We start from the raw sequence: 23,312 nt of genomic DNA, 5'->3' as shown, positions 1-23,312 counted from the left end.
CGCGCCATCGGTGCAGTATCGGCGTCGGCATCGGAACGCAAGGTGCACGACCGCCGGCCGAGTGCCGCGCAGCGGCGAAACCGCCATTGTCCGGCGTCGGCCGCACAGCGGCAAATCGGTGCGGTGCGATGCCGCGCGCGCGGCGCAGCGCGCGCACCGTCGCCACGGGATCGATCAGCCGGTGCCGTCGGCGGCGCCGGGTTTGCGCAGCAGGCTGAGCGCGAAGCCGACCACCAGCAACGCACCGCCGACCAGCAGCGCCCACAGCAGCCAGGTCTTCCAGTCGCGCGGCGGCGCTGGCGCCTGCAATGCCGCCGCGCCGGCCAGCGGTTGCGCCGCGCCGAGGCTGGCGGTGGCCGGCGCCCATTGCGGCCCGCGCTGGGCGTGCAAGGCCTGCAGCGCGGCGGCCAGCGGCGCCTGCGCACGCTGCGTGCGCGCGCTGCCGGCGGCCAGCGCATAGGGCGGCGTGCCCTGCGCCAGGAACACCAGCGTCTCCGGCTGGTAGCCCAGGCGCAGCGCCGACCGCTGCCGGCCCGGATCCTGCGCCGCGAGCAAGCGCCAATAGCGATCGCGCACCGGCGCGGTCAGTGCCTGCGGCGGCGAGCGGCTGCCGCCACCGACCTGGTAAGCCAGCCACGGACCGGCGCGGTCCTGCCACGGCGCCTCGGCGCTGTCGCGGCTCTGCACGCGCCATTCGATCGCGTTGTTGCCGGGCAAGGCGACGTCCACGCGCGTCACCGGGTAGCGGCCCGGCGACACGAAGGCGTAGCGATGCTGCGCCGTGTCGGTGCTCACCGCGTCCAGTTGCTGCCAATGCCAGTCGGCGGCGACCGGCGCCGGCGCCAGTTCGGCCTCCACCCCGGTCAGCGGCGGCGCGCTGGCGCCGGCCAGCGGCAGCAGGCGCAGGTAGCGCACCTCCCGATCGATGGGAATGCGCAGTTGCTGCAGCCGGTGCCCCTGGTTGGCCAGGTCGACCAGGGTCGCATCCGCCACCAGCACCTCCCAGTCGCGCAGATCGTCGCTGCCCTCGACCCGGTAGCGCGCCTGCTGCGGCTGCGTGGCGGCAGCCCATTGCAGCGACAGCGCGCGCAGCGGTGCGTGCAGCGCGCTGGCATCGACCAGCCAGCCCGCGCCGGCGTCGGTGTCACCCCCGGCCACGCGGGTCTGGATGCGGCGCACGCTGCCGTCGCGGTCGCGTTCGGCGATCAGTTCCAGGTCCGCGGCGCGCCCGTCGCGCGAGGCCGGCAGCGGAAACCATGGCAACGGCTGCCGGCGTGGCGCGGTCTCGGCCTGCTCGGCGGCGAACAGGGCCGCCGGCAGCGGATCGCCCGCCGCGTTGAACACCTCCACGTCGCCCAGTGAGGCGCGCTGCGCGCTGCGGTACACCGCATCGTCGAGTTGCACGCGATAGGCACCGGCATCGGCGTCCTGCAGGGTCAGCGGCCACTGCTGGGCGTAGTCGTCGCGCTGGCTGGCGGCGACTGCGCACAGCGGCAACCAGGCCAGCCACAACGGGAACAGCACGCGTCGGATCATGGGAGGGCCTCCTCGGCCGGTTCGGCGGCGCGTGGCGGTGCCGGCGCCAGATAGCCGACCACGGTACACAACAGCCCGTAAGCGATGAACGAGGCGATGCCGGCGACATTGCCGAGGTTGCCGCGATCCACCAGCAACAGCTTGCCCAGCACCACCGCCATCAACACCGCGCCGGCCAGCCACAGGCCGCGTTGGCCGCGCCGCGAACCCAGCACCCAGCCAAGCACGCCCAGCACGCTCCAGACCACGGTCAGGCTGGTCTGCGCCACGCCTTCGCCGAGCACGCCGTGCCACGGCACCGCCGCCCAGTCGTGCACCGCATGCAGGGTGACGCTGGTGATCCACAGGAAACCGGCGCCGGCCAGCAACTGCGTGCGCCAGGGACGCAGCAGCGCCGGCAGCTCCGGGCTGCGAGTCCAGCGCACGCCCAGCACCAGCAGCGCCAGCTGGGTCAGTTCCAGCGGATTGAGCACCGGCACCCACGGCAAGGGTGCGCTGCCGCCGGGCTGGCCCAGGCTGTACAGCCAGGCCAGCGCGAGCAGGCCGAAGTAGGTGCTCTGCAGCGTACTGCGGCAGGGCGCGAACGCCGCCCCCAGCGGCGCCGCCAGCCAGCTCCAGCGCCACAGCGACAGCGCCGCGACCAGCAGCCAGGGCGCGATCAGCAGCATCCAGCGCCAGCCGGCGGCCAGGCCGCTGTGCAGCGCCAGCCAGCCGCACAGCAAGGTCGCCACGATCGGCCACACCAGCCACCACACGAACTGCGCCGCGCGTGCCACGCCGCCGCCACTGTCGCGCAGGCACAGCAGGCTGCGCAGGCCGAGCGCGGCGTACAGCGCCCAGGCCCAGGCGCCGTGCCCGGCGAACGGCTGCCCATGCGCACCGGCCTGCCAGGCCGCAAGCGGCACCGCCAGCGCCAGGCCGCCCAGCGTGGTCGCGGCCAGCGCCGGTGCCGGCCAGCGCCGCTGCGCTTCGGCCGCGAGCCAGCCGCTGACCGCGACCCAGGCCAGCAACACGTCGGCACGCGCGTCGGCGTCGACGAAGCGCAGGATCTCGGCGACGCCGATCCCGCACCACCAGGCCAGTCCCCACAGGTAGTAGCCCAACGCCGGCATGGCGGCGCGCTCACGGCGGTAGCACCAGGCGCTGACGAAGCCGGCCAGGGCCAGCAACAGCGCGCTCATGCAGGTGGCATTGACCACCGCCTGGGTGTCCTGCGCCACAGCGTCCAGGCCCACGGTGAAGCCGAGCGCGGCCGCCAGTTGCAGGCCGGCGCCGCTGAGCTGCGGCAGCCAGCGCCGCTGGCGCAGGCCCAGCCACACCAGCGCCGCACCCTCCAGCGCGAACACGCTGGCGGTGGCCCGCGCGGACAGCGCCAACGGCACCGCCAGCGTCGCGAACCCGACCGCCAGCACGGCATACGCCTGCCCCAGCAGCGCGAAGCGCGCACGCCGGATCAGCGCCGCCGCCAGCAGCGCATAGAGTGCCGCCAGGCCCAGCGCGCACAGGGCCAGCGGCAGGCGCTCGCCGCGCAGCAACCCGGCCTGCAGCGAGAACGCGATCAGCGGCGTGCCGAACAGCAGGCTGCCATCGATCAGCGTGCTGCGCACAGCCGTCTGCCGCCGCGCGTACAGGATCGGGATCAGCAGGTAGAAGGCGAAGAACAGCAGCAGGAACGGCTCGGTGCTGGCGAACTGCTCCGGCCGGTACTGCAGCACGCCCCACAGCGTGCCGATGCCGAAGGTGAAGCCGAACCCGAGCAGGTTCAGCACCCGCCAGGGCCGGTACCAGGCGATCGCGAACACCGCCGCGTTGAGCAGCGCGTAGTAGGAGAACAGCGCGACGTGGTTGCCGCTGCCGGTGGACAGCCACAGCGGCGCCAGGAAGCCGGCCAGCGTGCCCAGCACCGCCAGCGTGCGCGAATCCTGCGCCACCGCCAGCACGCACATGCCCGCCACCAGGGCGATGCTCAACGCCAGCGCCGCGCCTGCCGGGATCAGCGCGGACAGCTTGAACGCGGCGAACACGGTCAGCAGCAACACGCCGATCGCCCCGCCCTGCAGGGCCAGGGCGAAGCTGCGCTTGCGTGTGCGCTGGCGCCAGCCGAAGGCCAGGCCGGCCAGCGACGTGGCGGCGATGCCGGCGTAGCGCAGCTCGATCGGCATGCGCAACCAGCCCTGGTCGCCGGCGTACTTGAGCAGCGCGGCGACGCCGGCCAGCAGCACCAGCATGCCGATCTTGACCGGCACATTGCCCTCGGTGAACCAGCGTTTGATGCCGCCCAGCAACCGCTCGATCGGGTCCGGCCCACGCGGCACGGCGGGCTGGGCCGCCACGGCGGCGCGCGCCTGCGCCTGCTGCCGTTCGGCGTGCTCGGCCGCGGCGGCCAGCGTCGCGACATGGTCCTCCCGCGGCGGCGCCGGCAAGGGCGGCGGCAGCGGCGGTGGCGCGCCCGCGTCCTCCATCGCCTGATGCGGACGCGCGAGGTCGCGTGACGCCTCGATCGGCCAGGGCTCGGCGGCAGGCTCGGGCTCGGCGGCGGCATCGGCTTGCCCGGTTGCGGCCGCGGCACCGGCCCCGGCCGTCGCAGGCGCTGCCGGGGCGGCGGCCGCCATCCGTGCGACCTGCGCCTCCAGCGCGGCCAGCCGCTGGCGCAGGCGCGACTGCCCCACCAGGGCCACGAGCAACAGCACCGGCACCGCCAGCACCGCCAACACCACCAGCACGATCACCATCTCCATTCGACTCGCCTCTCCATCGCGGTGGCGCGGCGCCGGCGGCCGCATCCGGAGCCCGGCGGCGCCGGACCTGGCGCAGATGGTAGACGAGTTCGGCGCCGCCATCGGCCAGCGCGGAGATGCGGCAGACGCTGGCCGACTGCAGGACGACGTGCGCCGCACCCGGCGTCGCGAACTGACGCTGAGCGACATCGACCTGATCGACCGCAACCTCGACGCGTGCAGTTGCGAGTGCGCGGGTGGGCCACCGACGCCACGGTGGTGATGGCGGCGCGCGCCGACAGCGATGCCGAAGCGCTGGCCTACGCATCGCGCCGCGTGGGTCAGGTCCCGGATTCGTAAATGGTCTCCTTCGACCTGACCCTGGCCGGCAGCGATGGCCGCATTCGCGCCAATGGACGGCCGCGGCAGTTCGCCTCGGTCGGCAGCGACGCTTCCGCACAGCCATGGTTCGAGCCGGCCGTGCGCACCCGCAGCGGCGGGACTTCAGCGTCCAGGGCGTGCATGCCAGTGGGCTGGCCGATGGCGAGCGGGCGGGTCCTGATGTACGCGTGCACGGTCCGCGAGGGCGGCCGCGTCGACGGCCGCGTGCTGGGCGCACTGGGCATCGTGTTGCGATGGGACGCGCTGGCGCAGACGATCGTGCGGCGCACGCCGCTGTCCGGATCGGAACGGGGCCGCAGCCGGGTCTGCATCGTCGACGCACGCGGCGAAATGCTGGACGACTCGGCCGGACGCATGCTGCAGGACCGGCTCGACTTCGACGGCCGCGACGCCTTGTTCAAGCAGCCGCGCAGTGCCCCTGATGATCGACCTCGAGGGCCGATCGCCCTGCATCGCGCATGTCGCCGCGCCGAGCCAAGAACCTACCGCACCGGCTGGCACTCGCCGATCCTGCAGGTGCTGTAGACCGCGCGCCCCACCGCGTCCTGCGCAAAAGCGGCAGCGGGTCACAGGGTACCGCGTGGCGTGTCGGCGTGGTTGCGCATGCGGCGGCATGGCGCATCGCGCCAATAACCGTCCAACGGCATCGCCGGAAGGGCACAGGCGCTGCCTGAATGTCTCCTGCCTGCTGTATTGACGGCGTCATTTCGCCATGCCTAAGCTCGGTGCGCCGCGCTGAAGCCGTACCGACGCATCCTCGACGCGACCGGTGCCCTCTGGATTGCAGACGCCACTCCCCAGGTAAACGGACATGACCATGAAACCCTTTCGCACCCTGCTGATCTCGGCCCTGCTGGCCGCGTCCTTCGCCGCTCCCGCCCTGGCCGAAAAGGTCGACAATCCGGAGCTCTACACCCCCGACGCAGTCAAGAAGAACATCGTCATCGGCAAGACCACCAAGGAACAGGTGCGCGCCATCTATGGCGAGCCCACCTACGTCTCCAGGACGTCCGGGAAAGAAGGGGGCTACGAGAAGTCGTGGAGCTATCGCCCCAGCGAATCGCATGGCGAGAAAGCGCGAAAGACCGCGACCGGCCTGCTGAAGCGGATGCTGCCCGGTTACTACACCGGCCCGGCGATCAACGAGGCGCAGGAGCATGGTGTCGGCGCGCGCAACGTCAAGTCGTACGACCTGGAAGTGGAATTCGATGCCAAGGGCGTGGTCACCGATTACCAGCAGAGCGAAAGCAACGTCTCCAAGGACGCGCTGTAAGGGCGACCAGGGTGGGGTCGGCGCGCATCGCGCCGCCACCCGCGGCATTCAGGCCGCCGTCGCGGCGGGCAAGCCCATCACCACAGACCTGTCACAGCAAAAAGGAGCGCCGATGCGCTCCTTTTTGTTTGCGTCCTTTCGCGGTGTCGGGGGCATGCGACCCGCGGCGGCAAACCGCCACGGGTCGCATGCCAACACCGCTGCGTCGCCCGCAGTGAGCGAGCGACGCCAGGCGTCTTACTTCGCCACCACCTTGACCATTTCCAGGCACTTGTTGGAGTAGCCCCACTCGTTGTCGTACCAGGACACCAGCTTGACGAAGGTGCCGTCCAGGGCGATGCCGGCATCGGCATCGAAGATCGAGGTGCGCGCGTCGCCGCGGAAATCGGTCGCCACCACCTTGTCCTCGGTGTAGCCGAGGATGCCCTTCAGCGCGCCCTCGCTCTGCGCCTTCACTTCGGCGCAGATCTCGGCGTAGGTGGCCGGCTTTTCCAGTTCCACGGTCAGGTCGACCACCGACACGTCCGAGGTCGGCACGCGGAAGCTCATGCCGGTGAGCTTCTTGTTCAACTCCGGGATCACCACGCCGACCGCCTTGGCCGCGCCGGTGCTGGACGGAATGATGTTCTCCAGGATGCCGCGGCCGCCGCGCCAGTCCTTGTTGCTCGGGCCGTCCACGGTCTTCTGGGTGGCGGTGGCCGCGTGCACGGTGGTCATCAGGCCGCGCTTGATGCCCCACTTGTCGTTGATCACCTTGGCCAGCGGCGCCAGGCAGTTGGTGGTGCAGCTGGCGTTGGAGACGATGGCCTGGCCGGCATAGGTGCTGTCGTTGACGCCGTAGACGAACATCGGCGTGTCGTCCTTCGACGGCGCCGACAGGATCACCTTCTTGGCGCCGGCGTCCAGATGCTTCTGCGCGGTTTCCTTGGTCAGGAACAGGCCGGTGGACTCGATCACCACGTCCACGCCGACCTCGCCCCACTTCAGCGCCGCCGGATCGCGCTCCTGGGTCAGGCGGATCTTCTTGCCGTTGACCAGCAGGTGGCCGCCGTCGACCGCCACCTCGCCTTCGAAGCGGCCGTGCACGGAGTCGTACTGCAGCAGGTAGGCCAGATAATCCGGCTCCAGCAGGTCGTTGATGGCGACGATCTCGATGTCGCTGCCGAAATTCTGCACCGCCGAGCGCAGCACGTTGCGCCCGATGCGACCGAAACCGTTGATGCCGACCTTGATTGCCATTTCAGTAGCTCCTGCGGCCGCGCCTGGCGCGGCGGATGGAAGGGGAACCGCATTCTAGCAGGCCGGCCGCTCCGCGCCGGACACGCCGGTTTGATCAGGATCAAGGCGGCGTGGGGCCGCGCGCCGGACACTGCGCCCACACCCAACAGAGACTCCACCATGCGCACCACCTCCCCCCTCCTGCTCACCGGCCTGGCCGCCGCCCTGACCCTGTGCGCCCTGCCGGCGCTGGCGCAGTCGCAAGGCGACTGGACCCTCGGCATCGGCGCCCACCAGGTCAACCCGAAGTCCGACAACGGCACGCTGGCCGGCGGCACCCTGCCGCTGCGCATCGACAGCAACATTCGCCCAACGGTGACCTTCGAATACTTCGTGCACCAGAACCTAGGCGTGGAAGTGCTGGCCGCGCTGCCGTTCGAGCACGACATCAGCGTCAAGGGCGTGGGCAAGGTCGGCAGCACCAAGCACCTGCCGCCGGTGGTGTCGCTGCAGTACCACTTCAACAGCGCCGGCAAGGTCTCGCCGTTCGTCGGCGCCGGCCTCAACTACACCACCTTCTTCAGCGAGAAGACCACCGGCGCGCTGGCCGGCAGCAAGCTGAAACTGGAAGACTCCTGGGGCCTGGCCGCGCACGCCGGCGTGGACTTCGCGCTCACCGAGAAATCGGCGCTGCGCGTGGACCTGCGCTGGATCGACATCGACAGCAAGGTCAAGGTCAACGGCAGCGACCTGGGCACCGCGCACATCGATCCGCTGGCGTACGGGCTGGCCTACGTGATGAAGTTCTGAGGCGTGCGCCGCCGCGACATGCGGCGGCGGCAGGGCGGGCGCCGTTCGCCGCAGCGGCGCCATCCTGGGCACGGACGCGCCGCATCGACGCTGCCGCCGCACCCGCGGCGACACCGGATCGCAGCGCGTCGGCGCCGCTTCTCTGGCAGACTACGCGCCACACGGATGTGGATCGGCGCCCACCGGGCCGACATGGGTTCGCATCCGCCCACTCGTCGTCCACCGGGGTCTTCCATGCCGCCACGCCTGTTCCGTCGCCTTGCCGTCGCCGCCCTCGCCAGCATCGCCCTGCCCGCCGCGGCGCAATCGGCCGGCCACTTCACCACCAGCTACGGCCTCCACGGCATGGTGCCGGGCGGCTCCAACGGCACGCTGCGCGGCAGCGACCAGCGCTTCGACGCCGATACCGCCCCGGCCGTGTCGTTCACCTACGAATACTTCTTCCGCGGCAACCTCGGCGTGGAGATCCAGGGCCTGGTCGGCCAGCAGAAGATCGGCGTGGACGGCGGCGGCGACATCGGCAGCGCCTGGATGCTGTCGCCCACGATCTCGCTGCAGTACCACTTCAACGGCAACGGCGACATCTCCCCGTTCGTCGGCGCCGGCCTGAACTACACCGCCTTCCTCGGCAGCGACGGCAAGGGCGCGTTCTCGTCCAACGACGTCAAGTTCAAGGACAGCGTCGGCCCGGCACTGCATGCGGGCGTGGACTTCGCCGTCGGCGAACGCAGCGCGATCCGCGTGGACGCGCGCTGGACCGGCATGCGCAGCGACGTGGAGGTGGAGGGCACCAAGCTCGGCAAGGCCAAGCTCGATCCGGTCACCTACGGCGTCGCCTACCTGATGTACTTCTGAGCCAGCGCGCCAGGCCGCGTCCACGGACGCGCCTGGCCAACGGCGATGCCTCGCTGCCGCCACGCTGAGCGGCAGCGCAACGCGCCCGGCCCGCGTCATGGTCGCGTCGCCCTCGCGGGCTAGAATCCGCGCATGAAAACCTCTTCCCTCGTTTGCACCGCGCTCGCCGCGGCCCTCGCTGCCGCACCGTCCGCCGCCTTCGCCTGGGGCCCGCTGGGCCACCGCCTGGTCGCCGATCTCGCCGCCACCCAGCTCACCCCGCAAGCCCGCGCGCAGGTCCAGACCCTGCTGCAGGGCGAACCCGAGCCGACCCTGGCCGGCGTCGCCAACTGGGCCGACCAGCTCCGCGAACACGATCCCGACCTGGGCAAGCGCAGTGCGCGCTGGCACTACGTCAATCTGGCCGAAAACGATTGCCACTACGAACAGACCCGCGACTGCCCGGACGGCAACTGCGCGGTCGAGGCGCTGCGCCGCCAGGCCGCCATCCTCGCCGACCGCAGCCAGCCGCAGGCTGCGCGCGCGCAGGCGCTGAAGTTCGTCGTGCATTTCGCCGGCGACGTGCAGCAGCCGCTGCATGCCGGCTACGCCCGCGACAAGGGCGCCAACACCGTGCAGATCCAGTTCGAGGGCAAGGGCACCAATCTGCACTCACTGTGGGACAGCGGCCTGCTGCGCAGCCGCGGACTGGACGAGCAAGGCTACCTGGCCGAACTGGAAAAACAGCCGTTGCCGGCGCCATCCCCGGCCGGCAGCGCCCTGCCGCCGCCGGCCGCCGCATGGGCCGAGGCCTCCTGCAGGATCATGATGCGCCCGGGCTTCTATCCGCCTGGCGCGAAGCTGCCGGCCGATTACGTGACGACCTGGCGGCCGGTCGCTGAAGCGCAGTTGCGCCAGGCCGGTGCCGACCTGGCGGCGACCTTGAACGCAGCGCTGGGCAAGTAAGCTTGGTTGCACGTTGCAGGAGCGGCTTTAGCCGCGACAGGCTTTGCTAGGCAAGCCCGTCGCGACCAAGCCGCTCCTACAAGACCGTTTACGCCACACCCAACTGCGCCCGCGCCCAGCGCACGATCTCGGCCGTGCCGATGGCGCCGCTGTGCCGGGCGAGTTCGCGGCCCTGGCGCAGCAGGAGCAGGGTCGGGATGCTGCGGATGCCGAAGCGCCCGGCCAGCGCCGGCTGCGCGTCGCTGTCCAGCTTGCCCAGGCGCAGCCGCGGCTCCAGCTGCGCGGCGGCGGCCGCGAAATGCGGCGCCATGGTCCGGCACGGACCGCACCACGGCGCCCACACGTCCACCAGCAGTGGTACATCGCTGCGTTCGGCATGCACGGCGAAGCTGTCGGCGGTCAGCGTCACCGGCGCGGCCTCGAACAAGGCACGATGGCAGCGCCCGCACTGCGGCGCGTCCGTCAGCTTCGCCTCCGGCACGCGGTTGAGCGCGGCGCAATGCGGGCAGGCGACATGCAGCGGCTCGCTCATGCCCCGGCCTCAATGCTCTTGTCGCCGAGCAGCACCGTGCCCTGCGCATCCTTGACCGTGACCTGCACGTCGATGCCCTGGCGTACGCTCTGGGTGACCACGCAGAACTGCTCGAACTGGGCCAGGATCCGCTCCAGTTGCGCGTAGTCCTGGTTGGCGCCGGGCAACTGCAATTCCACCGACGCCTGGGGGATGCGCCAGAACCCTTCCGGATTGCGCATCGGCGTTGCCGTGATGTGCGCGACCACACCGACCGGATCGTTCTTGTACTTGCGCATCGCGAACAGCAGGCTGGCCGCCAGGCAATTGGCGATGCCGGCGAGCAGGATGCGCGTCGGGTTCGGACCGCGCTCCTGGCCCAGCGGTGCGGTTTCGTCGCTCAGCCAGGGCTCCAGTGCGGTTTCGTCGAACTGGATGCGGAACGCGAAGTCCGTGTCCTGCTCCAGGGTGACGCGAATCGGATCGCCGATGGGCATGGCGGAGGCTCCAGGTGCGAAGAAGGAATCTGCGACTCTACGCCGGCGCCGGCAACGGCATGTGGACGTTCTGTCGCGCTCATGCCGACGCTTCGCGTCGCGCCAGTGGGTAGTACAGCAACGGGATGACCAGCAGGGTCAGGGCGGTGCTGACCAGGATGCCGAACAGCAGCGCCACCGCCAGGCCGTTGAAGATCGGATCGTCGAGGATGAACAGGGCGCCCAGCATCGCGGCCAGCCCGGTCAGCGCGATCGGCGGCGCGCGCACCGCGCAGGCCTCGATCACCGCCTGCTCGGCGCTGCGCCCCTGCGCCAGCGCATGGCGGACGAAGTCCACCAGCAGGATCGAATTGCGCACGATGATGCCGGCCAGGGCGATCATGCCGATCATGCTGGTCGCGGTGAACTGCGCGCCGAGCAAGGCATGGCCCGGCATCACCCCGATCACGGTCAGCGGAATCGGCGCCATGATCACCAGCGGCAGCAGATAGTTGCGAAACTGCGCCACCACCAGCAGGTAGATCAGCAACAGGCCCACCGCGTAGGCGATGCCCATGTCGCGGAAGGTCTCGTAGGTGATCTGCCATTCGCCGTCCCATTTCACTGCGAAGTCGCCGGTATCGGCCGGCGGCGCGATGAAGTGCTGCTGCAGCCCCTGGCCACCGAGCGCGTGCCGGCGCAGCTGCCCGACCAGGTCGAACATGCCGTACAGCGGGCTGTCCAGGCGCCCGGATTCGTCGCCGGTCACGTACACCACCGGCCGCAGGTCCTTGTGCGCGATGCTGTCGTCCCAGGGCAGGCGCTGCACCGTGACCAGTTCCGACAGCGGCACCAGTTGCCCATCGCCGCCGCGTACGCGCAGCGCCAGCACGCGTGCACTGGCGGCCTGCGCGGCGGCCGGCAGGCGCAGCCGCACCGGCTGTGCCACCTTGGACGTCCCGTCGTGCAGCCAGGTGACATCCAGCCCCTGCACCGCCGTGGTCAGGGCGTCCGCGATGGCCGCCTGGCTCACGCCCAGGCGGGCGGCGCGCGCCCGGTCGACCACCAGCGTTTCGCGGGTCGCCGCGCGCTCCACGCTGGTGTCGACATCGACCACGTTCGGCATACGCAGGAAACGCTGCTCCAGCAGCAACGCCAGGCGCCGGCTGCGCATATAGTCCGGCCCATAGACCTCGGCCACCAAGGGCGCCAGCACCGGCGGCCCCGGCGGCACTTCCACCACCTTCAGCGAGGCGCCATACCGGCGTGCGATCGCCGCCAGCGGCGGGCGCAGCGCGCGGGCGATGGCATGGCTATGGCGCGTGCGTTGGTGTTTGTCGACCAGGTTCACCTGCAGGTCGCCGACGTTGTTGCCGCTGCGCAGGAAGTACTGCCGCACCAAGCCATTGAAGTTGACCGGCGCCGAGGTGCCGGCATAGCCCTGGTAGTCGTGCACCTCAGGCGTGCGGTCGAGCACCCCGGCCAGTTCCACCAACAGCGCGTCGGTGTCCTGCAGGGTGCTGCCTTCGGGCAGATCGACCACGATCTGCAGTTCGGACTTGTCGTCGAACGGCAGCATCTTCAGCACCACCCATTGCAGCCCGACCAGGCCCACTGCGGCCAGCAGCAACGCCGCGATGCCGGCGAACAGCCAACCACGGCGGCGCGCGCCGCGGACCGGATCCAGGAACGGGCGCAGCAACCGCGCGAACAGCCGCTGCAGGCGCGGCGGCGCGTCGCCACCGGCATGTGCCTGCGCGGCATGCGCCGGCACATGCCGCTTCAACAGCTTCAACGCCAGCCACGGCGTCACCACCAGCGCGATCGCCAGCGACAGCAGCATGCCGACCGAGGCATTGATCGGGATCGGCCGCATGTACGGTCCCATCAGGCCGCTGACGAAGGCCATCGGCATCAGCGCCGCGATCACGGTCAAGGTGGCGAGGATGGTCGGGCCACCGACCTCGTCCACCGCCGCCGGAATCGCCTCGCGCAAGGTCTTGCCGCCGGCGCGCAGATGGCGGTGGATGTTCTCCACGACCACGATGGCGTCGTCGACCAGGATGCCGATCGAGAAGATCAGCGCGAACAGCGACACGCGGTTGAGGGTGAAGCCCATCGCCCACGAGGCGAACAGCGTGAGCGCCAGGGTCAGCACCACCGCGCTGCCGACCACGATGGCCTCGCGCCACCCCAGCGCGAACAGCACCAGCAGCACCACCGAGGCAGTGGCGAACACCAGTTTGTGGATCAGCTTATCGGCCTTGGCCGCCGCGCTGGCGCCGTAATCGCGTGTGATCTCCGCATGCACGCCCTGCGGCAGCAACTCGCCACGCAGTGCCTGCAGGCGCGCGCCCACCGCGCGGGTGAGCGCCGCGGCGTCGCTGCCCGGCTTCTTGGCGATGGCCAGGGTCACCGCCGGCGCACGCCCCTGCGCCGGGCCGCCGCGCGTGGGCGGCGCGCCGTACCACACGTAGGCGCCGGGCAGATCGGCGCCAGCCTCCACCTGGGCCACGTCGCGCAACCGCAGTGGCTGGCCGTCGTGCATGCCGATCACCAGTTCGCGCACGGTGTCGGCGTCGGCCAGGAACCGGCCTGCACTGAGCGGCACCGCGCGGCCGCCGCCGATCCGGTCGCCGAGCGGGCGTGCCACGTTCGCGCCCTGCAGCGCCTGGCCGAGGTCGGCCACGGTGAGGTCGTAGGCGGCCAGCCGCGCCGGATCCAGGGTCACCGTCAGCACCCGTGGCGGCGCACCGATGCTGTAGATGTCGCGCGTGCCGGGAATGCGCTTGAGTTCGGTTTCCAGCGTGCGCGCGATCGCGCCCAGGTCGGCGGCGCTGTGCTGCACATCGTCGCTCCACAGGGTCACGCTCATCACCGGCACGTCGTCGATGCCCTTGGGCTTGATCAGCGGCGCGCTCGCGCCCATCCGCGTCGGCAGCACGTCCAGGTTGGAATACACCTGGTTGTACAGGCGCACCAGCGCGGCCTGCCGCGGCACCCCGACCTCGAATTCGACGGTCAGCACCGCCTGACCCGGGCGGCTCACCGAGTACACGTGCTTGATGCCTTCGATCTCGTCGAGCTTCTGTTCCAGTGGCGTGCTCAGCAATTGCTCGACCTCGCGCGCATCGGCACCGGGCAAGGCGACGAACACATTGGCCATGGTCACATCGATCTGCGGCTCTTCCTCGCGCGGGGTGACCGCCACCGCCGCCAGGCCAAGCAGCAGACCGAGCAGGGCCAGCAGCGGCGTCAACGGATTGGCCTGAAAGAGTGCCGCCAGGCGGCCGGACGGTCCCATCTCAGTGCTCCGCCAGCGCGCGCCGCTGCGCGACCAGGGCCTGTCCGGCGGTGACCGGGTCGCGCGCCACGCGCTCGCCTGCGCGCAGCCCGGCCAGCACTTCCACCCGTTGCGCATCGCGCCGTCCGATCCGCAGCTGACGCAGGACCAAGCGCCCATCGGCCAGGACATAGGCGGCGCTGAGTTCGCCCCGCTGCAGCAACGCCGAGCGCGGAATGCTCAACGGCGTCGCCTCCGCGGCATCGCCGGCCGCCAGCGGAAAGTGGACCTTGGCCGTGGTGCCCGGCGCCGGGGCCGGCTGCAGCGCCGGCAGCGGCACCCGCACCGTCACGCTGTGGCTGCGCGGATCGGCCGTGGGAAACACCGTGACCTGCGGAACCTGCAGGGTACGGCCATCGTCCAACAGCACCTGCGCGCGCGGCGCGGCGCGGACGCCAGCGGCATCGGACTGCGGCACCTGCACCTCGATGCGCTGCGAACCGGGCACGTACAGCGACAGCAACGCCTGTCCAGCCGCCACCGCCTCGCCTGGCTGCACATGGCGTGCGCTGATCACCCCGGCAAACGGCGCACGCACCACCGTGTACGCGGCCGGCTGTTGCGCCTGGGCCACTTGCGCTTCCGCCGCGGCGCGCGCCGCGCGTGCCGCATCGCGGGTGGCGCGCGCCTGATCCAGTTGCGCGCGCGACACGTACTGCGCATCGGCCAGGGCGGCATAGCGGCGGTAGCTGGCCTCGGCCTCGCCGGCGCTGGCCATGGCAGCGCGCAACTGTGCCTGTGCGCTGTCGACCCCGGCCCGCTGTTCCACTGCGCTCAATTGCAGCAGCAGCTGGCCGGCGACGACGCGGTCGCCCACGTCCACCGCCACACTGCGGACGCGGCCATCGGTTTGCGCGCTCAGATCGGCGTGTTCCACCGCGGCGACCACGCCATCCCAGGAGCGCGAGGCCATCGCCGCAGGCACCACCGGAGCGGTCGCCAGCGCCGGCAACGGCGGCGGCGCAACCGCGGCGGCGTCATGGCGGCAGCCGGCGAGCGCCAGCATGGCCAGCGACGCGAGCACGCCAGCCACGGTGGCGCGGCCGTTCCCGCCCGATGGCGTGGCCGCGGCCGCACCCGTCCAGCGCAGCCGTTCGGCGCTCCCGGCGCTGCAGATTGGCCAACGACGCACATGCATGATCGAACTCCACAGGAAAGGCACGGTTGCGCCGGTGGCGGGCAAGCCCAGGGGCGGCAGCGGTTGCGACCACGAGGCTGGCCGCGAGATAAATTAGAATTTTCTTATATTAGAGTCAACTGATATGATGAGCGCACTTTCCCGCCGAGCACCCCCAATGCCCGCTTCCTCCGCTCAAGCCTTGGTCGATCGCGCACGCGCGCAGATCCACGAAACCCCCATCCACCCCGATGCCGCCGCCACGCCATTGCCCGGCGAATGGATCATCGACGTGCGCGAACCCGGCGAGTTCGCCATGGGCCACCTGCCCAACGCCATCAACATCCCGCGCGGCATCCTCGAATTCCGCCTCGACGCCGATCCGGCGCTGGCCCGGCGCGATCAGCCGATCCTGCTGTACTGCGCCAGCGGCGGCCGCTCCACGCTGGCGGCGCTGAGCCTGCAGCACCTGGGCTACACCGCGGTGCGCTCGCTGACCGGCGGCTTCCTGGGCTGGACCGCGGCCGGTGGCCCGGTCGATTTCTGAGCCGATGACGCGCCGCGCCGCGCCCGTCCTGGATCCTGCCGCGATGCGTGCGCACGCCAGCGAGGCCGCGCGCCTGCTGAAAGCGCTCGGCAACGAGAAGCGCCTGTTGCTGCTGTGCCTGCTGGTGGACCACGAGCAATCGGTCGGCGAACTGAACGCACGCGTGGAGCTGAGCCAGTCGGCGCTGTCGCAACACCTGGCGCTGCTGCGCGAGGATGGGCTGGTGCAGACCCGCCGCGACGGCCAGACCATCTATTATTCGCTGGTGCCCGGCCCGGTGCAGCGCATCCTCGAGGTGCTGCACGGCATCTACTGCAGCGCCGCGCCGCCCGCCGCCAGCAGGAGCGATCGATGAACCAGCATCCGCACGTCCACGCCTTCCACCACGCCGGTTCCGGCACCTGGAGCTATGTGGTGGAGGACGGCCACGACGCCGCGGTGATCGATCCGGTGGTGGGCTTCGATCCGCAGACCGGCGCGCTGGACGCAGCGCCGGCGCAGGTGTTGGCCGCGTGCCTGGAAGAACGCGGGCTGCAGTTGCGCTGGATCCTGGAGACCCACGCCCACGCCGACCATGTGTCCGCCGCGCAATGGTTCAAACAGCGCTGGCCACAGGCGACGCTGGCGATCGGCGACGGCATCCGCCAGGTCCGCGCCCGCTTCGCACCGCAATTCGGCCTGGACACCGATGCGCAGGCGCGCTGCGGCTTCGACCACCTGTTCGCCGATGACGAGCGCTTCACGATCGGTGGGTTGCAGGCGCAGGTGATCGCGGTGCCCGGCCATACCGGCGACAGCGTCGCCTACCTGATCGGCGATGCGCTGTTCCCGGGCGATTCGCTGTTCATGCCCGACAGCGGCACCGCGCGCTGCGATTTCCCCGGCGGCGACGCGGCCACGCTGTACCGCTCGATCCAGCGGCTGTACGCGCTGCCGGAAGCCACGCGCGTGTTCGTGTGCCACGACTACGGCGCAGGCGGCCGCGCGGTCGCTTGCCAGACCAGCATCGGCGAACAGCGCCGCGCCAACATCCACGTGCGCGACGGCATCGACGAAGCGGCCTTCGTGGCCTTGCGCCAGGCGCGCGATGCGACGCTGGCCGAGCCGCGACTGATGCAGCCGTCGGTGCGCGCCAACATCCAGGCCGGGCGCACCGACGATCTGGCACCGCCGTCGGCGTGAGCAGGCAGCGCGCCGCGGGCGCGCTAGGATGCGGGTCTGCGCCAGCGCTGCGCGACTGCGGTCGCGCGCGCCGCCGCGCTCTGCCGCATCGCCTCCCCGCCCCCGCTGGAGTGACCCATGACCCGACCGTTGCGCCGCCTGTTGTGCCTGTGCACGCTGCTCGTCGCCAACGCGATCGCGCCGGTTTCGGCGCAGACGCCGCTGACCGTGTTCGCCGCCGCCAGCCTCAAGGAATCGCTGGACGAGGCCGCCAGCGCCTACCAGCGCGCCCGCGGCACGCCCGTGCAGGTGTCCTACGCCGCCAGCTCGACGCTGGCGCGGCAGGTGGAACAGGGCGCGCCGGCGGACGTGTTCGTGTCCGCCGACCAGGAATGGATGGACTACCTGCAGCAGCGCAAGCTGATCGACCCGGCGCAGCGCCATGACCTGCTCGGGAACACTCTGGTGCTGGTGGCGCCAGCGGCCAGCACCGCCCAGGTCGATCTGCGCAAGCCCGGCGCACTGCTCGCCGCGCTCGGCGCACAGGGACGCCTGGCGGTTGGCCAGACCGCCAGCGTGCCGGCCGGCAAATACGCGCGTGCCGCGCTGCAGGCGCTGGGGCAGTGGGCCAGCGTGCAGCCGCGGCTGGCCGAAAGCGAGAGCGTGCGCAGCGCGCTGATGCTGGTGGCGCGCGGCGAGGCGCCGCTGGGCATCGTCTACGGGTCCGACGCCCAGGCCGAGCCGAAGGTGCGGGTGGTGGCGACCTTCCCCGCCGACAGCCACGCGCCGATCGTGTATCCGGTGGCGCCGCTGCGCGCGAGCGCACAGGCGAAGAGCGCCGCCGATTTCGTGCGCTGGCTGGGCACGCCACCGGCACAGGCGATCTTCCGTCGCCACGGTTTCTCGCTCGCCCGCTGAGGCCTGGCATTGTTCGACTTCACCGCGCAGGAACTGACCGCGATCGTGCTGAGCGTCAAGGTGGCGCTGGTCGCGGCGCTGGCCAGCCTGCCCTTCGCGGTGGCCTGCGGCTGGCTGCTGGCGCGGCGCCGCTTTTTCGGCAAGGCCTTGCTGGACGCGCTGCTGCACCTGCCGCTGGTGATGCCGCCGATCGTCACCGGCTACGCGCTGTTGCAACTGTTCGGTCTGCAGGGCCCGATCGGCGGATGGCTGTTCGAGCACCTCGGCGTGCAGTTCGCGTTCCGTTGGACCGGCGCGGCGCTGGCCAGCGCGGTGATGGGCTTCCCGCTGATGGTGCGGGCGATCCGCCTGGCCCTGGAAGCCACCGACCGGCGTCTGGAAGCGGCCGCCGCCACCCTCGGCGCCGGCCCGTGGCGGGTGTTCTTCACCATCACCCTGCCGCTGGCATGGCCGGGCGTGGTCGCCGGCGGCGTGCTCGGCTTCGCCAAGGCACTGGGCGAGTTCGGCGCCACCATCACCTTCGTCTCCAACATTCCGGGACAGACGCAGACCCTGGCCTCGGCGATCTACAGCCTGCTGCAGGTGCCCGGAGCCGAGGCCGGCATCTGGCGGCTGGCGGCGGTGGCACTGGCGATCTCGCTGGGCGCCCTGCTGGCCTCCGAGTGGCTGGTGCGGCGCCAGCGCGGCGCGGAGGCGGACGCATGAGCCGCACGTGCGCCCGGAGCCGGCCCCCATGCTGAGCATCGACCTGCACCTGCAGCGCGGGCGCTTCGCCCGCCACGTGCGCATCGAGGAACAGGCGCGCGTGGTCGCCCTGGTCGGTCCGTCCGGCGCCGGCAAGACCAGCCTGCTCAACGCCATCGCCGGCGTGCTGCCGCCGCGCAGCGGGCGCATCGCCATCGATGGTCGGGTGCTGTACGACAGCGCCACCGGCATCGACCTGCCGGCGCACCGCCGCGGTATCGGCTACGTGTTCCAGGATGCGCGGCTGTTCCCGCACATGGACGTGCGCCGCAACCTCGGCTACGGCCGCCACGGCCGCGGCCAGCCGGCGCGTTTCGCATTGGACGCGGTGGTCGAACTGCTGGGCATCGGCGCCCTGCTGGCGCGGCGTCCCGACACGCTCTCCGGCGGCGAAGCGCAGCGTGTGGCGATCGGCCGGGCGCTGTTGTCGCAGCCCGCGCTGCTGCTGTTCGACGAACCGCTGTCGGCGCTGGACGCGGACCGCCGCAGCGACCTGATCCCCTACCTGCAGCGGGTGCGCGACGAAGTGCGGCTGCCGATGCTCTACGTCAGCCACCAGGCCGAGGAAGTGGCGCGCATCGCCGACGCGGTGCATCGGCTGGACTGACACCGACACCGCGTTCACCGCCGCTGGCGAGACTGAGGTCCCACGTTCCCGGCACACCGCATGCGCCGCTACCGCAAGCTCGACTTCCCCACGCAGGAGGTCCGCCGCTTCCTGGAGCCGGGCCCGGTGGTGCTGGTCAGTTCGGCCTGGAAGCAGCAGCGCGACGTCATGACCCTGGGCTGGCACATGGTGCTGGAGTTCTCGCCATCGCTGCTGGCTTGCTGCATCTCCAGCGCCAACCACAGCTTCGCGCTGATCCGGCGCAGCAAGCAATGCGTGATCAACCTGCCCACTGCCGACCTGGTCGACACCGTGGTCGGCATCGGCAACTGCAGCGGCGCGGACCTGGACAAGTTCGCGCACTTCGGTCTCACCGCGGTGCCCGCCACGCACGTGGCGGCGCCACTGATCGCCGAGTGCTATGCCAGCTTCGAATGCCGGCTGCACGACGGCAGCCAGATTGGCAAACACGGCCTGTTCGTGTGGGAAGTGGTCAAGGCGCACGTCGCCGCCTCGCCCAAGCGGCCGCGCACCCTGCACTACCGGGGCGACGGCCGCTTCATGCTGTCCGGCCCGGAGATCTCGCGGCGGCGCCTGTTCAAGCCGGAGATGCTGTAGGCCGAGACTCCCAGAGGCAGGCGGATGGCTTCAGTCGCTCGGCAGGCGATCCACGCACACACGAGCCGGGCGCTCAAGTGGCAACGTTGGTTTCATCCAAGGGCCGCACACGCTCTAAGCTATGCCGATGACCGATCATCTCGACGACCTCGACGCCGCAGCCGACCTGATCCTGCAGCGCATCGCCGGCCCGCTGCGCGTGGGCGCACCGCTGGGCCTGGGCAAACCGCACCGCCTGCTCAACGCGCTGTACGACCGCATCGAGCACGATCCGACGCGGCCGCTGCAGATCTACACGGCGCTGTCGCTGCATCCGCCGGCGCCCGGCGGCGGCTTGCAGGGCCGTTTCGCGCGGCCGTTCGTGCAGCGCCATTTCGGCGAGGATTTCCCGCGCCTGCGCTACGTGCAGGCGATGCAGCGCGATGCGCTGCCGGCGCACATCCAGGTCGAAGAGTTCTACATGCAGTCCGGCGCGCTGCTGCGCTCGACCCAGGCGCAGCGCAGCTACACCAGCCTCAACTACACCCATGCCGCCGACGCGGTGGCGCAGCGCGCGCCCAACCTGATCGTGCAGAAGGTGGCGCGCGAACCCGACGGCACCCGGCTGTCGTTCTCGTGCAACAACGACATCACCCAAGACACCCTGGCGGCGGTGCAGCGGCGCGGCCTGCCGCGGCCGCTGCTGGTGGCCGAAGTCGATCCCCAGTTGCCGTGGATCGGCGGGGCTGCGGCGGTGGAACCGAGATTCTTCGACGTGGTGGTGACCCCGCCCGGGCCGTATCCGCGCCTGTTCGGGCTGCCGCGGCAGCCGGTCGCCGATGCCGATTACGCCATCGGCCTGTACGCCAGCACCCTGGTGCGCGACGGCGGCACCCTGCAGATCGGCATCGGCACCCTGGCCGATGCGCTGTGCCACGCGCTGGTGCTGCGGCACACCGACAACGCGCACTACCGGCAGGTGCTGGCGGCGCTGGATCCGGAACTGGAGCGGCATCCGGCGGTGCGCGAATGCGGCGGCCTGGAGCCGTTTGCGGTCGGCCTGTTCGGCTGCAGCGAGATGCTCAACGAGGGCTTCCGGCAACTGGTCCAGTGCGGGGTGATCCGGCGCAAGGTGCTCGACGACGCGCCGCTGCTGCAGCGTGTGGCCGACGGCAGCGCCGATGCGCAGGACCTGCAGCGTCTGGAGCGCGACGGCGAATACCTGCAAGGCGCGTTCTACCTGGGGTCGCCGGAGTTCTACGCCTGGCTGCGCGAGATGGATCCGCAGGCGCGCAAGGCGATCGGCATGCACCGCATCAGCGAGATCAACCAGCTCTACGGCGGCGAGGCGCTGCGCAGGCTGCAGCGGCGCGAGGCGCGTTTCTTCAACTCCTGCATGATGGCCACCGCGCTCGGCGCGGCGGTGTCCGATGCGCTGGACGACGGCCGCGTGGTGTCCGGCGTCGGCGGCCAGTACAACTTCGTGGCGATGGCGCACGCGCTGGACGACGCGCGCAGCGTGCTGATGTTCCGCGCCATGCGCAGCGACGGCGGCGCGGCGCAGTCCAACGTACGCTGGAACTACGGCCACACCACCATCCCGCGGCACCTGCGCGACCTCTACGTCAACGAGTACGGCATCGCCGACCTGCGTGGCCTGACCGACGAGGATTGCATCGCGGCGATGGCCGGGATCGCCGACGTGCAGGCCCAGCCCGCACTGCTGGAAACGGCGAAGACCAACGGCAAGCTGGCCGCCGGCTTCGCTGCGCCGGCGCACTGGCAGCGCAACCACGCCGCGCGGGTGCGCGACGCACTGGCGCCGTTCCGCCGCGACGGCAGCCTTCCCGACTATCCGCTGGGCAGCGATTTCACCGAGGTCGAGCAGCGCCTGTTGCGCGCGCTGGCCTGGCTGCAGCAACACACCGCCAGCACGGGCGCCAAGCTGAAGACGATCGCCACGGCTTTGCTGGCGCGTCCCACCGGCGACGCCGCCTGCATGCAGCGCATGGGGCTGGACGCACCACGCAGTCTCGGCGAGCGCCTGGAGGCGACGTTGCTGGCGTTCGCCCTGCAGCGCACGCGCACGCCGCCATGACGCGCCGCCGCGCCTGACGCTGCAACGCGCTGGCGCACCGATCGCAGGCGCGATGCGATAAGTGATCGCGCGTCGCACGCGAATGCGATGTGCCGCACGAATGTCGCACATCGGCGGCGATGACACGATTCGGCAACATGCCGGCAGGAAGGGCGTCAACTGCGCTCGGGATGCTGTCGGGATATCGTTACCAAGCGTGGCCGCGATGCACTCCCAACGCCCTGTCCCGATGCCGTCGTCGTTCTCTCGCCGCACCGCGCTGCGCGTGCTGTTGGCGGTACTGGTGCTGTTGCCGTCCGCCCTGCTCGCCGAACCCAAGCTCAACGACCTGCAGTACCTCGGCAGCCACAACAGCTACCACGCCGGCTTCGCGCCCAGCGAAGCGGCGCTGTGGAAACGCCTGGACCCGGCGACGTTCGCGGCGCTCGACTACCGGCACCCGCCGTTGACGCAGCAACTGGACGACGGCGTGCGCCAGATCGAACTGGACATCTACGCCGACGCCAAGGGCGGCCGCTATGCGCATCCGGCGATGATCGAGCAACTCGCCAAGGCCGGGCTGCCGCCGGCCCCGCCGATCTCCGCGCCCGGGGTGATGCAGCAACCGGGCTTCAAGGTCATGCACATCCAGGACCTCGATCAGCGCAGCACCTGCCAGCCGCTGCTGGCCTGCCTGCGCGAGGTGCGCGCGTGGTCGCGACGGCATCCCGGGCATCTGCCACTCTTCATCCTGCTGGAAACCAAGCAATCGACCGTGCCGGCGGCCTTCCCCACGGTGCAGCCGGAACCGTTCGACGGCAAGGCACTGGATGCCTTGGACGCCGAACTGCGCGCGGTGTTCGCCGCCAACGAGTACATCAGCCCCGACCAGGTGCGTGGCAGCGCCGCCACGCTCAACGCCGCCGTGCTCGCGCATGGCTGGCCGGCGCTCTCCGCGGCGCGCGGCAAGGTGGTGTTCCTGCTCGACCAGCGTGGCGTCGGCTCGGCCTACCTGGCCGGCCATCCGTCCTTGCGCGGCCGCGTGTGTTTCACCAATGCCGATCCCGGCACCGACGATGCCGCCTTCGTCGAGCGCAACGATGGCAGCGCCGATGAGATCGCAACGTTGGTGAAGGCCGGCTACCTGGTGCGCACCCGCACCGATGCCGACCTCAAGGAAGCCCTGCGCAACGACACCGCGCGGCGCGACGCCATGCTCGCCAGCGGCGCGCAACTGCTCAGCACCGACTTTCCCGATCACGAGCCGGCCGCCTCCGGCTACGTGGTGCGCTTTCCCGGCGACGCCGTCGCCCGCTGCAATCCGCAACGTCCGCAGGCCGACTGCCACGACGTCGACCTGCGCCACTGATCGCCAGTGGCCGCGCTGCGTCGCGGCCACGCCCTGCACACACGCAATGGAAGGCCTGGGCGATCCGCGCGCCGGCATCGGCGTGTCCG

22 protein-coding genes are annotated in these 23,312 nt (G+C 71.0%); 15 read left to right on the top strand and 7 right to left on the bottom strand.

The window, feature by feature from the left end:
* Positions 1-174: 174 nt before the first annotated feature.
* Both FHR56_RS14510 and FHR56_RS14505 read right to left on the bottom strand, forming a co-directional pair.
* The gene (locus FHR56_RS14510) at positions 175-1,536 is read right to left on the bottom strand and encodes a DUF3999 domain-containing protein (RefSeq protein WP_160947530.1); all 1,362 of its coding nucleotides are present in this window, start codon (positions 1,534-1,536) and stop codon (positions 175-177) included.
* Positions 1,533-4,274, bottom strand: coding sequence for a DUF2339 domain-containing protein (locus tag FHR56_RS14505; protein WP_160947529.1), 2,742 nt, complete (start codon positions 4,272-4,274; stop codon positions 1,533-1,535). The genes FHR56_RS14510 and FHR56_RS14505 overlap by 4 nt, the downstream gene beginning before the upstream one ends.
* Before the next feature lie 76 nt (positions 4,275-4,350).
* Here FHR56_RS14505 and FHR56_RS20495 point away from each other — a divergent pair, with 76 nt between their 5' ends.
* The 3 genes from FHR56_RS20495 to FHR56_RS14495 all read left to right on the top strand — a co-directional run bounded on the left by FHR56_RS20495 (position 4,351) and on the right by FHR56_RS14495 (position 5,928).
* Positions 4,351-4,536 (top strand): hypothetical protein, encoded by a 186-nt coding sequence (locus FHR56_RS20495; RefSeq protein ID WP_202407010.1) that lies wholly within the window; start codon positions 4,351-4,353, stop codon positions 4,534-4,536.
* Between the two features lie 239 nt (positions 4,537-4,775).
* Positions 4,776-5,180: a hypothetical protein gene (locus FHR56_RS20490; RefSeq protein WP_202407016.1), complete on the top strand. Its 405-nt coding sequence runs from the start codon at positions 4,776-4,778 to the stop codon at positions 5,178-5,180.
* A gap of 292 nt (positions 5,181-5,472) precedes the next feature.
* The gene (locus tag FHR56_RS14495; RefSeq protein ID WP_237473304.1) at positions 5,473-5,928 is read left to right on the top strand and encodes a hypothetical protein; all 456 of its coding nucleotides are present in this window, start codon (positions 5,473-5,475) and stop codon (positions 5,926-5,928) included.
* Positions 5,929-6,165: 237 nt separating this feature from the next.
* Here FHR56_RS14495 and gap read toward each other — a convergent pair whose 3' ends face one another.
* Entirely contained in the window at positions 6,166-7,167 is a 1,002-nt protein-coding gene (gene gap, locus FHR56_RS14490; RefSeq protein ID WP_019796921.1) for a type I glyceraldehyde-3-phosphate dehydrogenase, read from the bottom strand.
* Between the two features lie 159 nt (positions 7,168-7,326).
* Here gap and FHR56_RS14485 point away from each other — a divergent pair, with 159 nt between their 5' ends.
* From FHR56_RS14485 to FHR56_RS14475, 3 genes are all read left to right on the top strand, one after another.
* The gene (locus FHR56_RS14485) at positions 7,327-7,956 is read left to right on the top strand and encodes an OmpW family outer membrane protein (RefSeq protein WP_160947528.1); all 630 of its coding nucleotides are present in this window, start codon (positions 7,327-7,329) and stop codon (positions 7,954-7,956) included.
* A gap of 234 nt (positions 7,957-8,190) precedes the next feature.
* Positions 8,191-8,811: an OmpW family outer membrane protein gene (locus FHR56_RS14480; protein ID WP_160947527.1), complete on the top strand. Its 621-nt coding sequence runs from the start codon at positions 8,191-8,193 to the stop codon at positions 8,809-8,811.
* A 132-nt stretch (positions 8,812-8,943) separates the two neighbouring features.
* Positions 8,944-9,756 (top strand): S1/P1 nuclease, encoded by an 813-nt coding sequence (locus tag FHR56_RS14475; protein WP_160947526.1) that lies wholly within the window; start codon positions 8,944-8,946, stop codon positions 9,754-9,756.
* 88 nt (positions 9,757-9,844) lie between these two features.
* Here FHR56_RS14475 and trxC read toward each other — a convergent pair whose 3' ends face one another.
* From trxC to FHR56_RS14455, 4 genes are all read right to left on the bottom strand, one after another.
* The gene (gene trxC, locus FHR56_RS14470; RefSeq protein WP_160947525.1) at positions 9,845-10,288 is read right to left on the bottom strand and encodes a thioredoxin TrxC; all 444 of its coding nucleotides are present in this window, start codon (positions 10,286-10,288) and stop codon (positions 9,845-9,847) included.
* Positions 10,285-10,764, bottom strand: coding sequence for an OsmC family protein (locus FHR56_RS14465; RefSeq protein WP_019797577.1), 480 nt, complete (start codon positions 10,762-10,764; stop codon positions 10,285-10,287). Before FHR56_RS14465 ends, trxC begins: the two co-directional genes overlap by 4 nt.
* Before the next feature lie 79 nt (positions 10,765-10,843).
* A complete protein-coding gene (locus FHR56_RS14460; protein WP_160947524.1) occupies positions 10,844-14,047 on the bottom strand; it encodes an efflux RND transporter permease subunit in 3,204 nt (1,067 codons plus the stop codon).
* 1 nt (position 14,048) lies between these two features.
* Positions 14,049-15,224 carry an efflux RND transporter periplasmic adaptor subunit gene (locus tag FHR56_RS14455; protein ID WP_160947523.1) on the bottom strand — a complete coding sequence of 392 codons (1,176 nt, stop codon included), beginning with the start codon at positions 15,222-15,224 and terminating at the stop codon, positions 14,049-14,051.
* Positions 15,225-15,381: 157 nt separating this feature from the next.
* Between FHR56_RS14455 and FHR56_RS14450 the strand changes: the two genes are divergently transcribed.
* The 9 genes from FHR56_RS14450 to FHR56_RS14410 all read left to right on the top strand — a co-directional run bounded on the left by FHR56_RS14450 (position 15,382) and on the right by FHR56_RS14410 (position 23,223).
* Positions 15,382-15,750 carry a rhodanese-like domain-containing protein gene (locus FHR56_RS14450; RefSeq protein WP_160947522.1) on the top strand — a complete coding sequence of 123 codons (369 nt, stop codon included), beginning with the start codon at positions 15,382-15,384 and terminating at the stop codon, positions 15,748-15,750.
* 4 nt (positions 15,751-15,754) lie between these two features.
* Entirely contained in the window at positions 15,755-16,105 is a 351-nt protein-coding gene (locus tag FHR56_RS14445; RefSeq protein ID WP_019797877.1) for a metalloregulator ArsR/SmtB family transcription factor, read from the top strand.
* Complete coding sequence (locus tag FHR56_RS14440) at positions 16,102-16,932, top strand: MBL fold metallo-hydrolase (RefSeq protein WP_160947521.1); 831 nt, start codon at positions 16,102-16,104, stop codon at positions 16,930-16,932. Before FHR56_RS14445 ends, FHR56_RS14440 begins: the two co-directional genes overlap by 4 nt.
* Before the next feature lie 117 nt (positions 16,933-17,049).
* Entirely contained in the window at positions 17,050-17,829 is a 780-nt protein-coding gene (gene modA / locus FHR56_RS14435) for a molybdate ABC transporter substrate-binding protein (protein ID WP_160947520.1), read from the top strand.
* Positions 17,830-17,838: 9 nt separating this feature from the next.
* On the top strand, positions 17,839-18,534 hold the full coding sequence (gene modB, locus FHR56_RS14430; protein WP_160947519.1) for a molybdate ABC transporter permease subunit: 696 nt from the start codon (positions 17,839-17,841) through the stop codon (positions 18,532-18,534).
* Positions 18,535-18,562: 28 nt separating this feature from the next.
* The gene (locus FHR56_RS14425; protein ID WP_160947518.1) at positions 18,563-19,180 is read left to right on the top strand and encodes an ATP-binding cassette domain-containing protein; all 618 of its coding nucleotides are present in this window, start codon (positions 18,563-18,565) and stop codon (positions 19,178-19,180) included.
* 60 nt (positions 19,181-19,240) lie between these two features.
* The gene (locus FHR56_RS14420; protein ID WP_160947517.1) at positions 19,241-19,798 is read left to right on the top strand and encodes a flavin reductase family protein; all 558 of its coding nucleotides are present in this window, start codon (positions 19,241-19,243) and stop codon (positions 19,796-19,798) included.
* 121 nt (positions 19,799-19,919) lie between these two features.
* The gene (locus FHR56_RS14415) at positions 19,920-21,875 is read left to right on the top strand and encodes an acetyl-CoA hydrolase/transferase C-terminal domain-containing protein (protein WP_160947516.1); all 1,956 of its coding nucleotides are present in this window, start codon (positions 19,920-19,922) and stop codon (positions 21,873-21,875) included.
* A 229-nt stretch (positions 21,876-22,104) separates the two neighbouring features.
* Complete coding sequence (locus tag FHR56_RS14410; protein WP_160947515.1) at positions 22,105-23,223, top strand: phosphatidylinositol-specific phospholipase C1-like protein; 1,119 nt, start codon at positions 22,105-22,107, stop codon at positions 23,221-23,223.
* Positions 23,224-23,312: the final 89 nt, after the last annotated feature.

Source organism: Xanthomonas sp. F10 (assembly GCF_014206815.1).
GTDB classification, from domain to species: domain Bacteria; phylum Pseudomonadota; class Gammaproteobacteria; order Xanthomonadales; family Xanthomonadaceae; genus Xanthomonas_A; species Xanthomonas_A indica.
This window is presented reverse-complemented; position numbering and strand designations above follow the sequence as displayed.

Excerpts from the sequence above, each read along its gene's own strand:
- FHR56_RS14425 (WP_160947518.1), top strand. The coding sequence starts at position 18,563 with ATGCTGAGCATCGACCTGCACCTGCAGCGCGGGCGCTTCGCCCGCCAC.
- trxC (WP_160947525.1), bottom strand. The coding sequence starts at position 10,288 with ATGAGCGAGCCGCTGCATGTCGCCTGCCCGCATTGCGCCGCGCTCAAC.
- FHR56_RS14485 (WP_160947528.1), top strand. The coding sequence starts at position 7,327 with ATGCGCACCACCTCCCCCCTCCTGCTCACCGGCCTGGCCGCCGCCCTG.
- FHR56_RS14495 (WP_237473304.1), top strand. The coding sequence starts at position 5,473 with ATGAAACCCTTTCGCACCCTGCTGATCTCGGCCCTGCTGGCCGCGTCC.
- FHR56_RS14460 (WP_160947524.1), bottom strand. The coding sequence starts at position 14,047 with ATGGGACCGTCCGGCCGCCTGGCGGCACTCTTTCAGGCCAATCCGTTG.
- FHR56_RS14475 (WP_160947526.1), top strand. The coding sequence starts at position 8,944 with ATGAAAACCTCTTCCCTCGTTTGCACCGCGCTCGCCGCGGCCCTCGCT.
- FHR56_RS14455 (WP_160947523.1), bottom strand. The coding sequence starts at position 15,224 with ATGCATGTGCGTCGTTGGCCAATCTGCAGCGCCGGGAGCGCCGAACGG.
- FHR56_RS20490 (WP_202407016.1), top strand. The coding sequence starts at position 4,776 with ATGCCAGTGGGCTGGCCGATGGCGAGCGGGCGGGTCCTGATGTACGCG.
- FHR56_RS14465 (WP_019797577.1), bottom strand. The coding sequence starts at position 10,764 with ATGCCCATCGGCGATCCGATTCGCGTCACCCTGGAGCAGGACACGGAC.
- FHR56_RS14415 (WP_160947516.1), top strand. The coding sequence starts at position 19,920 with ATGCCGATGACCGATCATCTCGACGACCTCGACGCCGCAGCCGACCTG.
- FHR56_RS14420 (WP_160947517.1), top strand. The coding sequence starts at position 19,241 with ATGCGCCGCTACCGCAAGCTCGACTTCCCCACGCAGGAGGTCCGCCGC.
- FHR56_RS14440 (WP_160947521.1), top strand. The coding sequence starts at position 16,102 with ATGAACCAGCATCCGCACGTCCACGCCTTCCACCACGCCGGTTCCGGC.
- FHR56_RS14505 (WP_160947529.1), bottom strand. The coding sequence starts at position 4,274 with ATGGAGATGGTGATCGTGCTGGTGGTGTTGGCGGTGCTGGCGGTGCCG.
- FHR56_RS14480 (WP_160947527.1), top strand. The coding sequence starts at position 8,191 with ATGCCGCCACGCCTGTTCCGTCGCCTTGCCGTCGCCGCCCTCGCCAGC.
- FHR56_RS20495 (WP_202407010.1), top strand. The coding sequence starts at position 4,351 with ATGGTAGACGAGTTCGGCGCCGCCATCGGCCAGCGCGGAGATGCGGCA.
- FHR56_RS14450 (WP_160947522.1), top strand. The coding sequence starts at position 15,382 with ATGCCCGCTTCCTCCGCTCAAGCCTTGGTCGATCGCGCACGCGCGCAG.
- FHR56_RS14445 (WP_019797877.1), top strand. The coding sequence starts at position 15,755 with ATGACGCGCCGCGCCGCGCCCGTCCTGGATCCTGCCGCGATGCGTGCG.
- modA (WP_160947520.1), top strand. The coding sequence starts at position 17,050 with ATGACCCGACCGTTGCGCCGCCTGTTGTGCCTGTGCACGCTGCTCGTC.
- gap (WP_019796921.1), bottom strand. The coding sequence starts at position 7,167 with ATGGCAATCAAGGTCGGCATCAACGGTTTCGGTCGCATCGGGCGCAAC.
- FHR56_RS14510 (WP_160947530.1), bottom strand. The coding sequence starts at position 1,536 with ATGATCCGACGCGTGCTGTTCCCGTTGTGGCTGGCCTGGTTGCCGCTG.
- FHR56_RS14410 (WP_160947515.1), top strand. The coding sequence starts at position 22,105 with ATGCCGTCGTCGTTCTCTCGCCGCACCGCGCTGCGCGTGCTGTTGGCG.